Genomic DNA, 11436 nt, shown 5'->3' with positions numbered 1-11436 from the left:
AAAGTCATTTATATTATAACCAGGTACTAATACCTGATAATAATACCAGACTACATTTTAGATTTTCATAAAAGGTATAACCGCCTGTTTTTTTTCACAAACCTATACTCGTATAAAGGAGTGATTGTTTTGACGTTTGTATCCAAATCGAGGATTACCGCCATCGGCACCTATGTCCCAGAGGGGATTTTAACCAACAAGGATCTCGAGAAAATGGTCGAGACCAGCGATGAGTGGATCGTCCAGCGGACAGGAATCCAGAAACGGCATATCACTAATGAACATGAATTTACCTCCCATCTCTGTATCCGGGCTGTCGAGAAGCTGCGCGATACTTACAACAAAACGTTGGACGACGTCGACCTGATTCTCGTGGCCACGACGACACCCGATTACTCTTTTCCCAGCGTCGCGTGCCGAATTCAGGAGCACTTCGGCATGGCCGCCACCGGAGCGGTTGATCTTAATGCGACATGCGCGGGCTTCTCCTATGCCCTTCATTTCGCCAATGGCCTGATCACGGCAGGGCTGCATAAGAAGGTGCTGGTCGTCGCTGGCGAGACCATGAGCAAAATTACGGATTACACGGATCGCAGCACATGTATCTTGTTTGGCGACGGCGCAGGAGCAGTTCTCGTTGAGCGCGACGATGCGGATTCTGCTGGCAGCTTTGAAGCCGTCGTCATGGGGACGCAGGGCAGCGGGGGAATCAGCGTATATCGTTCCGGACTCTCTGAGACGATGAACGGCCTGCCTTTGGAAGGCCGTGGAAGGATAGTCCAGAACGGGCAAGAAGTGTTCAAATGGGCCGTACGCACCGTAACCGCCGGCATTGAGGAGCTGCTGGGGCAAGCTGATCTAAGCCGGGAGGAAATCGATTGGTTCATCCCGCACAGTGCCAATTTGCGCATGATTGAGTCCATCTGTGAGAAAGCGAATATTCCCCTGGGCAAAACACTGCAAAGCGTGCAGCTTATGGGCAATACCTCTTCTGCCTCCATCCCGCTCGCCCTGCAGGCGGGAATCGACGCCGGCCAATTGAAGACCGGGGACCGGCTGCTCATTTACGGCTTCGGCAGCGGCCTGACTCATGCCGGACTCATTGTGCGCTGGGGCGTGCCCGCTATATAATAGCTAGATGAACAACTAGAGAAGGGGCGCAGCAATGGCACAGCTATTTTTTAAATACGGGGCGATGAACAGCGGCAAATCGATTGAGATTCTGAAGGTGGCGCATAATTACGAGGAACAGAACAAGCCGGTGATGATCTTCACTTCGGCACTTGATAACCGGGACGAGGCGGGCTATATTTCCTCACGCATTGGCCTCCGCAGGCCAGCGATCCCAATCAGGGACGATACCGACATCTTCGGCATGGTCAGCCGACAGGAACCCCGGCCCTATTGCGTACTCGTGGACGAGTGTCAATTTTTGAACAAGTACAACATCGAGCAGTTTGTCCGTATCGTGGATGAGTTGGATGTCCCGGTGATGGGCTTCGGCCTCAAGAACGATTTCCAGAATCAGTTGTTCGAGGGCAGCAGGCTCATGCTTATTTATGCGGATAAAATAGAAGAAATGAAGACGATCTGCTGGTTCTGCGAGCGCAAAGCCACGATGAACCTGCGCGTCGAGAACGGGAAACCCGTTTATACGGGAGAGCAAATTCAGATCGGCGGCAATGAATTGTATTATCCGGTATGCCGGAAATGTCACCGCAATCCTCCGTTATAGAAAAATAAGGCGCATGCTTCTGCATGCGCTCTTTTTTTAGATAAGGGTTCTACGCTAGAGCTTCGCTCTCACTAGTCGGCTAATTTCCTTGTAACTCTCCTTCATCGCCTTCTGCGCTTAAAAAACCTTTCGCCAAACAACAGATTCCGATACTTGAATTTGCTGAACGGATAATGAAAGGATAATGCGATACCCTCATCCTCTATTTTGACCGCCTTCAAAGCCGCCGTATGCACCCTGCTGCGCACAAGCACATTCACGAGCCGTCGATTGCCGCGCCGAATCGCGATGGCCAGCTTGCAAGCAAAGGTTCTATCGCAGGCAAGTCTGCGGTATAACGGCAGTACTGCTTGAGCTATCGCCTGATGAACCTTCGGATCGAACACGAATTGCACGGTTCCCGGCGGAATTGTCGTGCCGTTCGTATACACCAGTCTTGGAAAGCCAACATCCACAAAATAGCCGATACCGTTCGTGCCAAGGCCCTGTCTGGCCGCGTGCGGAGCAACCGAGGCAAGCAGCTTTTCCATCCATTTCAGGTTCGCCGTGACGACTGCCCTGCTCCACAGGGTGGCAAACCTTTTACTTGTCGCGACGGCGCTATAGAATGGCAGCATGCTTGCTGCCGTTTTTTGCAGTACATTCGCATTAATCTTGAAATTGTTGGAACCCGCGCACCCGCAACCACACTCGCAGCCTCCGCTTCTTCCCCGCCATCTCGCCCTTCCCATCCCCCTTCCTCCTTATAGAAACGATGGGCATTGGCCCACTGCTCGTTGCCCTAGAACTCTTTTCTATAATATATGGGGTAGTCGCTTGTCACGGCTGGGCTCTTGTCTCTACAATAGAGAAGTCAAAAGAAACAGGTACAAGTAAATGAGCAGGACCGTTCTGCTTGAAGGAGGTTGGAATCCATATGCCAACGATTAGACGCCTTATTACTGAGCATGATTTGCAAATGGCCCTGGAGCAAGGGCTCCGTATTCGCGTCTTTCGCGACAACCACCTCATTGAATCGGGATCGATTATTATCCGCCTTACCGAAGATACCGTGATTACGCAATCCAGTGTCAGCGATCTTGCCTACCATAACCGCAGCAGCTGCCAGTTTTTTGAGTTGAAGAAATAAATTGTTTGAAGGGAGTGCAATACTATGTCAAATCCACTCGTATCGAAAAAATGGCTTCTCGCCCGCATGTACGAACCCAATATGGTCATCGCCGATTGCCGGTTTCAACTCGGAGCCCCAGAGGCCGGCAGGGCGGCTTATGCAAAGTCCCATATTCCCGGCGCAGTCTACCTCGATTTGGAGAGCGACCTTTCCGCTCCCGCCCGCGAGCATGGGGGCCGGCATCCGCTGCCTGACCCGGACATTCTCGCGAAGCGCCTCAGCCAGGCCGGCATCAACAATGACAGTATCGTCGTTGCTTATGACGACCAGGGAGGCATGAACGCCTCCAGACTCTGGCTGCTGCTGCGCTGGCTCGGCCATGACCAGGTGTATGTCATGGATGAGGGATTCTCGGCATGGCAACAAGACGGCTACCCCGTCACTGCCGATCAGCGCGTGGTCATCCCTTCGTCCTTCCAGCCTGCGGTACGTAATGAATGGATCGCCGATGTGGACGATGTCCGCAGTGCGATCGGCAGTCCTGATGTGCTATTGGTCGATTCTCGCGAAGCCCCCCGGTATCTTGGGCAGACCGAGCCCATCGATGCCAAAGCAGGACATATCCCCAGCGCGATCAACGCTTTCTGGAAGAACAACCTGGACGCCGAAGGAAAATGGACGTCCGTAGAACAGCGCCGAGCCGGTTTATCCGAAGTGATTGATGCTCTAGATGCCGGACGCGAGGTTATCGTCTACTGCGGCTCCGGCGTTAGCGCTTGCCCGAACATCGTAGCGCTTCACTCGCTCGGCTATTCCAATGTTCGGTTGTATGCGGGAAGCTGGAGCGATTGGATTTCGTACGCGGATAACCCCGTTGCCACGGGCGGGGAGTGACAGCTTCCGCAGGGCATACAGGTGTCCCCCGCCAACCTTGCCGCTCGGAGCGAAGGAGCTCCCAGCGGCACTTTTCCATGCCCGCAGAATCAACAAGGATGCCACCTGCTCTCGAAAAGTGGGGATTCACCGGGCATCCTCGTTTGGTCCTGATAGAGAGAAGAGGAAATTATAAATATTTACATCATTTACTAAATATAGTAAAATTAAAATAAGAGCGCTTACATTATAACCATGCGAGGCTTGCTTCCTGCAGCATTGCCGCTGGTCTCGAAAGGGGGGGGAGCCGCCACAGTTTGAAGCATTTATAACTCACTCCAATGTGCAAGGCCAGAACATCTAAAAACAAGGAGGACAAGTGAAATGAAAAGACTTTTTACTCTCGTTGTGCTCATTACGCTGCTCGTCCCATCGATGTCCTATGCCCAATCTTCAACGCAAAATACAAGCGGTGCTGCCGCCGCATCTTCCGGTGGAACCGTAATCCCGGCACCCCAGGGATACGACGCTTACCGTCATAATATTCCTCGCGGAAATGTGCAGCAAATTTCCTATTATTCTACAACAGTAGGCAAAACACGGAATGCTATGGTTTATACTCCTCCGGGCTATACAACGTCGAAAACCTATAATGTCCTCTACTTGCTGCACGGCATTGGCGGGGATCAATATGAATGGCTCAATCAGATGAACCCTAGAAATATTTTAGACAACCTGTACGCCGATAACAAGCTGGAGCCGATGATTGTTGTGTTCCCGAACGGCCGCGCCATGCAGGATGATCGTCCAATCGGCGATATTTTTGCACCAGACAAGGTAGCTGCCTTCGAAACCTTCGAGTTTGATCTGATCAACGACCTCGTCCCTTACATTGACACTCATTTTCCGGTATATGCCAATGCCCAGCATCGAGCTTTGGCTGGTCTGTCGATGGGCGGCGGACAATCGCTGAACTTCGGGTTAAAGCATTTGGACAAATTCTCCTGGATTGGCGCATTTTCATCCGCCCCTAATACAAAATCGGCGTCGCAGCTCATCACCAACCCGTCCCAAACGGCCAGTAAACTAAATCTGCTATGGCTGTCTTGCGGCGCGTCGGACAATCTGCTGGGGGTAAGTCAAAACTTTCATAACAGCTTGAACTCCATGAATATTCCCCACATGTGGTATCTGGATGTCGGCGGGCATGAAGGTAAGGTGTGGAGCAGCGGGCTCTATCAATTCTCTCAGCGTATCTTCAAATAGAGTCATGGCCACTTCATTAAATAACCCCAGGAATGCTGCGGCATTCCTGGGGTTATTGCTTTGCTCGGCCACCGGATTCAGCAAAAGGGAGTAGCCCGAAAGCCACTCCCCACTGCCTCATTGCTTCCAATTTTCTACAAAGTGATCTACCGCTGCCTGCTCAATTGCCAGCCCTTCCGTGTAACGCTCCATAAACAAGGCAAAGCCATTCACATCTGCGCTGTCAGGATAAACCTCTTGTACTTCTGCATCATTGAACACTTTAGTGGCAAGGTAATCAGCCAAGCCCTCGTGCTGCTCCTTATTAACCATATAGGATGCCAAAATGGCCATCCCCCATGCGCCGCCTTCATTGAACTCCTTTCACATCGAAAGGCAGCCGGCATTCTTTACCGCTAAACTACTGTAATACACTTGTAGTGTGTCATCAAACGATTAGTTTTGCTTTTTAAGGCGTCGTGCCCCATACCAAAGTTCCATTTTGATGCAGCGTTACACGATTCCAATCCGCATAAGCGGTTTTCGCCCCATCATAAGAATAGTCGTTTGCTTCGTTGAAGTTCGACCAATCGGCTTTGTACATCCGCAGTTGGATGTCGCCCGTTTGTCCGCCTGCCGGGATCGAACCTGCCGCTGCGCTAAAGCTTAGCTCAACATAAGTATCCGTATTACTCCCGGTAAAGTTAGCAAATGCCGCGCTAATATTGCTTGCGCCGATTTGCGCCCAGTCGATCGATGCGTTCATATCTGCGGTACCGTCTTTTGTGAAGTAATAGCGAAGCTTGAGGCCGCTCAGGTTAACGGGGGTTGTACCGTTGTTCTTGATGTTAAAGGAAGGCTTCATTTGGTTATCCGTGGCGCTCGTGTCGCCAACTTTGTATTGGACAACAAGGTTCCCCGTACTGGCGCCGCCGCTAGCCGGCGTTGCGCTCGCTTGCGCGGAGTTCGCGCTGCTCCCCGCGCTATTGGATGCGCTGACGACATAATAATACGTCGTGCCATTCGTCAGCCCGGTGTTCGTGTAGCTCGTCGCCGTGACGCCGGTCGCCACATTCGTGTACGGACCACCGCTCGTCGTTGCTCGCTTCACAGTGTAGCTCGTCGCCCCGCTAACTGCGTTCCAGGTTAATGATACCTGGGCGTTGCCGGCTGTTGCCGAGAGGTTAGTAGGGGCAGTCGGTGCAGTTGGATTGCCGCTGCCGCCTCCAGTTGCTTGCCGGATTTGATCGCGAACCCATTTGCCCGATTCGGACAATTGGGCATCGGTCCAGCCGCCGGTAGGCGATGCACCTGGCATAAGAGCAGCAGACGTTTCTACTTTATCAGCGAGCGACCAGTTCACCCAGCTGATCTTGCGAGCATTCAAGAAATCGATCCACTCTTTGGACTGAGGCAAATACGGCCCGCCGTTCCCGGATGCGTCACTGGTGCCCCACTCGGTAACGAAGATCGCTGCTCCTTTGTTCATCGCATAGGTAATTCGGTCTCTCAAAAACTGTCCATGCGTGCCTGAATAGAAATGAAGCGCATACATGACGTTGCTATGTGAGACCGGATTGTCGGCCGCCAGATGAATATCCTGGCTCCAGGTTGGACTGCCAACGATAACCACTCCGTCGGGATCAATCGCCCGAATGGCCGTGATCACTTCTTCCGCATACGACTTGACATCTGCCCAGGACACATTCCCGTTGGGCTCGTTCGCGATTTCATAGATTACATTCGGGGTGTTGCCGTACAATGTAGCCATCTCTTGGAAGAACGCTTTCGATTGCGTTTTGTACGTATTCGGATTCCCATCAGACAAGATATGCCAATCAATAATAACGTACAAGCCCAGATCGATGGATGCCTGAACCGCTTCCTTCACCTTGTTCTTGACGGAAGGATCCGTAATGTAACCATCTTCGGCCGTATACATAGCGGCACGGAAGACGTTGATGCCCCAGTTATCTCTCATCCATTGTAACGACGATTTGTTGACGAAATTGCCATACCACTGCAATCCATGTGAGCTCATGCCAACCAGTTGAACAGCTTGCCCGGACTGTCCTACCAATTGATTACCCTGAACTTTTAATTGGCCGAAAGGAACAGTCGGAGCGGCATAGCCTTTGGGAGCGCCCACAGGCAACAATAAGCCAAGCATCAAGACCAGCGTCAATAACAAACGGCAAGATTGCCGAATTTGAATCCGCATTATACAGCCTCCTGATTTCATCTTTTTGTTCATGCGAGAGATCCGCATAACGCAAATCTCTCGCACAAATTATTTAACAATCCATGGTTTAGGGCTCATTCCCCCATACAACCGTACCATTCTGATACAGAACGACCCGGCTCCAGTCCGCGAACGCCGTCTTCGCCCCATCGAACGAGTAGTCGTTCGCCTCGTTGAAATTCGACCAGTCCGCCTTGGACAGGCGCAGCTGGATTTCGCCGGATTGGCCGCCTGCCACAATCGAGCCTGCGCCGGACGAGAAGCCAAGCTCCACGTACGTATCCGAATTCGTACCAGTATGGCTGCCGAACGAAATCTGAATGTTGCTCGCGCCGAGCTGTGCCCAGTCGATTGAGCCGTTCATCGCCGCAGAACCTTCTTTGGTGAAGTAGTAGCGGATTTTGAGCGTACTCAGATCGACAGCCGAAGTGCCATTATTTTTGATGTTGAAATGAGGCTTGATCTGGTTGTCGGTTGCATTCGTATCGCCCGCTTTATACTGCAACACGAGGTTCGAGGCGATTGGAACACCCGCCGGCGTCGCGCTCACTTGCGCGGAGTCCGGGCTCTGGCCCGCGCTATTTGAAGCGCTAACGACGTAATAGTACGTCGTGCCGTTCGTCAGACCCGTGTTCGTGTAGCTCGGTGTCGTCAGGCCAGTGGCCACGTTCGTATACGGACCGCCGCTCATCGCTGCGCGTTTCACCGTATAGCTTGTTGCACCGCTGACCGCGTTCCAGGTCAGGGACACCTGCGCATTGCCCGCCGTCGCCGTCAGGCCCGTCGGCGCCGCAGGTACTGTCGGGTTGCCCGTAGCCGGACCGATCTGCTGCCAGACTTCGTGCACACCGGGTTCCTGTCCTTGCGTCCACCATCTTGCTTGCCAAGTATTGCCTTTGTGAACGACTTGCTCACCTGGATTGTAAGGACGGATCGGGCTCCAGTCGCGGATCTCCCCGAAACGATTCGGATCACCAGGATGTCCTGGAGCCGGCGTAGTCGGTTGCGAAGGGTCGATCGTCAAATTCACGTCGATGACTTGATAGAAAGCATTTACAGTATCAAAGATATCCCATACCCCAACTATGACATAATAGCCGGTCCGATCGTTTGGAATGAAACAGTCATGCTCCACGGCCATCGGAGGTATCGCGCCATTATCCTCGTATCTGCAGAACAGCTCCAGATCCGAGCGCTTCAGCGGGGAATTCGGATCCCAGCCTTTTTTCGTAATATAGTAATCCCAATAGTTGGTACTATGGTTCGCTACCATATCCCAATGGAAAGTAAAAGGCCCGCCCTTCATATTGATTTTGTTCCAGCGGTTTTCGGTCTGAACATCAAGCTCCGGGTATTTGCTTCCTCCCGCAATCTGGCCGTCGGGTACGCCGATTTCCGGAAAATCGCCGCGACCCTCAATACTCCATGGCTCATACATAACCGCACCGCAGCCTGTATTGATCCTGTCATAACACAAGTCGGAACGACTGTTCTCTATCCAACCGTGCGCAGAAGCGCGATCGGCAAATAGCAACGAACATACGATCAACATTAGCGCTGCACCTGCAGCCATAATCAGCAATCTGAATTTTGACTGTTTATGATGCATGAGTAGTTGATCTGCCATATAAATAACCTCCATTCATTTGTAAATCTGAATGATATTCCGGAGCGCTATTGAGCGCTCCGGTCATCATGATTTCTCTTAAGGCTCGTTCCCCCATACAACCGTGCCATTCTGATACAGCACGACTCGGCTCGAGTCGGCGAAAGCTGTCCTAGTCGGATCAAACGAGTAGTCGTCCGCCTCGTTGAAGTTAGACCAGTCCGCCTTAGACATCCGCAACTGGATGTCGCCGGATTGGCCACCTGCCGCGATCGAGCCTGCGCCGGACGAGAAGCTCAGTTCCACGTACGTATCCGAATTCGTACCGCTATGGTTGCCGAACGAAATCTGAATGTTGCTGGCGCCGAGCTGTGCCCAGTCGATCCACCCGTTCACCGCCGCAGAACCGTCTTTGGTGAAGAAGTAGCGGATTTTGAGCGTGCTCAGATCGACAGCCGAAGTACCGTTATTTTTGATGTTGAAGTGAGGCTTGATCTGGTTGTCCGTTGCATTCGTATCAGCTGCTTTATACTGCAGTACGAGGTTCGAGGCGGTTGGACCACCTGTCGGCGTCGCGCTCACCTGCGCAGAGTTCGGGCTCTGGCCCGCACTGTTTGAAGCGGTGACGACGTAATAGTACGTCGTGCCGTTCGTCAGGCTGGTGTCCGTGTAGCTTGGCGTCGTCAGACCGACTGCCACGTCCGTGTAAGGACCGCCGCTCGTCGTCGCGCGCTTCACCGTATAGCTCGTTGCGCCGCTCACCGCGTTCCAGGTCAAGGACACCTGCGCGTTGCCCGCTGTCGCCGTCAGCCCGGCAGGTGCTGCCGGAACGGTCGGATTGCCTCCACCGCTGGTCGGCGTCGCACTCACCTGGGCAGAGTTCGGGCTTTGACCCGCACTGTTCGACGCACTGACGACGTAATAGTACGTCGTGCCGTTCGTCAGGCCGGTGTTCGTGTAGCTCGGCGTCGTCAAGCCGGTTGCCACGTTCGTGTACGGACCGCCGCTTGTCGTCGCACGCTTCACTGTATAGCTCGTTGCGCCGCTCACCGCGTTCCAGGTCAAGGACACCTGCGCGTTGCCCGCTGTCGCCGTCAGCCCGGCAGGTGCTGCCGGAATAGTCGGATCGCCGCTACCGCTGGTCGGTACGGCGGGATATGCATTTTCAACCAGTTGCACGAACTGCTCATGGAACCAGTGACCGGATACCGGCGCATTGGCCAGCGCCCCTGACAGAGTGCCGTCTGGCGTCGTATAAGTCGGATCACACATTCTGTCGAAGCCTTTGCCTTCATCGTTCGGGATGGCGGAGCTTGATCCATCCGACTCGCCCGGCGGTTTCACCCAAACATAAGCATCGATATGAGAATAACCCGCTGGCGCTACTGTGGGAGGCACACCCATGCCGGCGCCCGACTGATTGCACCAGTTACCGCGATGCAAACGCTTGTCGATTCTTCCCGAATTCACGTAATCGTTAACATTGGATCCGGTTGCGCCGGTCGGCCGGTTAGGACCTCCCCAGCCGTTACGCGAAGTATCGATCAGGAAACCAATGTTCGGCGACCAGCCTTTGGCCACGAATCCGGCATACAAGGCAGCGGTAAAGTCAAGTTCATCGAAATACGGGTTCCACTCATAGTATTTGGAAGACCTGATCGGTTGACCGCCGATATTCAAATCAGGATTCGGCAAGTTTGGTTCTTCGAGCGGCGTATTGTTGGCCGTATTCGAGATAAACCCGTCTACGCTCGCAAGTCCGGCCGCCGTGCCTGAAACGACGGAAGTGAATAAATCAATTGTAGGCTGGCGGTTTGTATCCCAGCCGAGCCAGCCGGAATGGCCGATATCCATATAGGTGTACACGTTAGAGATTGCATGCAGTTTGTCCAACGCATAGCGGGTCGCATCGCGGTAGATGTTCGTCGAATTGGCTTGCGCGCATCTTTGATCGCTAAGGTTCGTTACCAGATTCGGCAGCGAGTCCGGTTCAATGACCGTCACAATCCGAATATCCTGGTATTTGGGTTTGGAGAGAATTCCAGCAATGACATCGATGTATTCCGTCTTGTAGCGCTGCAGCCCTGCCGCCGTCAGCGGCAATTCGCCGTTCGAAGCCAGGGCGTGACAGTCGCGGCCCGGCAAGTTATAAATAACAAGCGTAACCACGATTGGCGTGTTGCCTTGTTTCTGGGCAAGCACGTTGTCCATTGTCTCCTCTAGGCTTTTTCTTCCGCCGTTTGCCTCTCCGCCATGTATCGCCGCAATGCGGTCCAGCCATACAGCGGTAGGATAGCTTTTTACGGTTTGCATCTTCGCTTTCAGCGTGCTGTCACTGACGCGGGCAATCGACGTATCGATCAAGGCCGCGTAGTCCGGATTTACATATTGTGTCGCCCCGACGAACGGGTTGTTTACATGAGGCTCTGCAGCATACGTTCTGCTGCTCCCTAACGGCAACAAGCTAATAATTAGTGCGGTGATCATCAATAGCAATCCGAATCTCTTTTGAATCGCAACATTCATTACTTTCATCCCCTTTGCTTTGATTTTTTGATCGAATCAGAGTCAAGACAGCCGTTACGGCGGTCCGTGTCCCATCACCAGTTTTGTCTAGTCATCTT

Annotated in this window: 8 protein-coding genes and 3 pseudogenes; 5 read left to right on the top strand and 6 right to left on the bottom strand. The window is 53.0% G+C overall.

Features of this window, described 5'->3' with window-relative positions; translation table 11 throughout:
* Positions 1-129: 129 nt before the first annotated feature.
* Complete coding sequence (locus QNH46_RS04480) at positions 130-1131, top strand: ketoacyl-ACP synthase III (RefSeq protein ID WP_283927095.1); 1002 nt, start codon at positions 130-132, stop codon at positions 1129-1131.
* 34 nt (positions 1132-1165) lie between these two features.
* Positions 1166-1735: a thymidine kinase gene (locus QNH46_RS04475; protein ID WP_283927094.1), complete on the top strand. Its 570-nt coding sequence runs from the start codon at positions 1166-1168 to the stop codon at positions 1733-1735.
* Between the two features lie 101 nt (positions 1736-1836).
* Here the strand turns inward: QNH46_RS04475 and QNH46_RS04470 are convergent, their stop codons facing one another.
* On the bottom strand, positions 1837-2466 hold the full coding sequence (locus tag QNH46_RS04470; protein ID WP_283927093.1) for a hypothetical protein: 630 nt from the start codon (positions 2464-2466) through the stop codon (positions 1837-1839).
* A gap of 185 nt (positions 2467-2651) precedes the next feature.
* Here QNH46_RS04470 and QNH46_RS04465 point away from each other — a divergent pair, with 185 nt between their 5' ends.
* The 3 genes from QNH46_RS04465 to QNH46_RS04455 all read left to right on the top strand — a co-directional run bounded on the left by QNH46_RS04465 (position 2652) and on the right by QNH46_RS04455 (position 4985).
* The gene (locus QNH46_RS04465) at positions 2652-2864 is read left to right on the top strand and encodes a hypothetical protein (protein WP_283927092.1); all 213 of its coding nucleotides are present in this window, start codon (positions 2652-2654) and stop codon (positions 2862-2864) included.
* A 24-nt stretch (positions 2865-2888) separates the two neighbouring features.
* Positions 2889-3740, top strand: coding sequence for a sulfurtransferase (locus QNH46_RS04460; protein ID WP_283927091.1), 852 nt, complete (start codon positions 2889-2891; stop codon positions 3738-3740).
* A gap of 363 nt (positions 3741-4103) precedes the next feature.
* Positions 4104-4985 carry an alpha/beta hydrolase gene (locus QNH46_RS04455; RefSeq protein ID WP_283927090.1) on the top strand — a complete coding sequence of 294 codons (882 nt, stop codon included), beginning with the start codon at positions 4104-4106 and terminating at the stop codon, positions 4983-4985.
* A gap of 117 nt (positions 4986-5102) precedes the next feature.
* Here the strand turns inward: QNH46_RS04455 and QNH46_RS04450 are convergent.
* The 5 genes and pseudogenes from QNH46_RS04450 to QNH46_RS04430 all read right to left on the bottom strand — a co-directional run.
* A pseudogene (locus QNH46_RS04450) lies at positions 5103-5336 on the bottom strand (ATPase); the annotation flags it as partial.
* A 97-nt stretch (positions 5337-5433) separates the two neighbouring features.
* Positions 5434-7185: a cellulase family glycosylhydrolase gene (locus tag QNH46_RS04445; RefSeq protein WP_283927089.1), complete on the bottom strand. Its 1752-nt coding sequence runs from the start codon at positions 7183-7185 to the stop codon at positions 5434-5436.
* Between the two features lie 88 nt (positions 7186-7273).
* A pseudogene (locus tag QNH46_RS04440) lies at positions 7274-8026 on the bottom strand (cellulose binding domain-containing protein); the annotation flags it as partial.
* A gap of 63 nt (positions 8027-8089) precedes the next feature.
* Positions 8090-8644 (bottom strand): annotated as a pseudogene (locus tag QNH46_RS04435) (lytic polysaccharide monooxygenase); the annotation flags it as partial.
* A gap of 267 nt (positions 8645-8911) precedes the next feature.
* Entirely contained in the window at positions 8912-11338 is a 2427-nt protein-coding gene (locus QNH46_RS04430) for a glycoside hydrolase family 6 protein (protein ID WP_430691880.1), read from the bottom strand.
* Positions 11339-11436: the final 98 nt, after the last annotated feature.

Origin of the sequence: Paenibacillus woosongensis (assembly GCF_030122845.1) — a bacterium.
GTDB lineage: Bacteria > Bacillota > Bacilli > Paenibacillales > Paenibacillaceae > Fontibacillus > Fontibacillus woosongensis_A.
Note: the sequence above shows the minus strand (reverse complement) of the source record. Positions and strands in the feature narration are given on the sequence as shown.

Coding starts and splice junctions, on each gene's coding strand:
- QNH46_RS04475 (WP_283927094.1), top strand. CDS start 1,166: ATGGCACAGCTATTTTTTAAATACGGGGCGATGAACAGCGGCAAATCG.
- QNH46_RS04470 (WP_283927093.1), bottom strand. CDS start 2,466: ATGGGAAGGGCGAGATGGCGGGGAAGAAGCGGAGGCTGCGAGTGTGGT.
- QNH46_RS04465 (WP_283927092.1), top strand. CDS start 2,652: ATGCCAACGATTAGACGCCTTATTACTGAGCATGATTTGCAAATGGCC.
- QNH46_RS04460 (WP_283927091.1), top strand. CDS start 2,889: ATGTCAAATCCACTCGTATCGAAAAAATGGCTTCTCGCCCGCATGTAC.
- QNH46_RS04455 (WP_283927090.1), top strand. CDS start 4,104: ATGAAAAGACTTTTTACTCTCGTTGTGCTCATTACGCTGCTCGTCCCA.
- QNH46_RS04445 (WP_283927089.1), bottom strand. CDS start 7,185: ATGCGGATTCAAATTCGGCAATCTTGCCGTTTGTTATTGACGCTGGTC.
- QNH46_RS04430 (WP_430691880.1), bottom strand. CDS start 11,338: ATGAATGTTGCGATTCAAAAGAGATTCGGATTGCTATTGATGATCACC.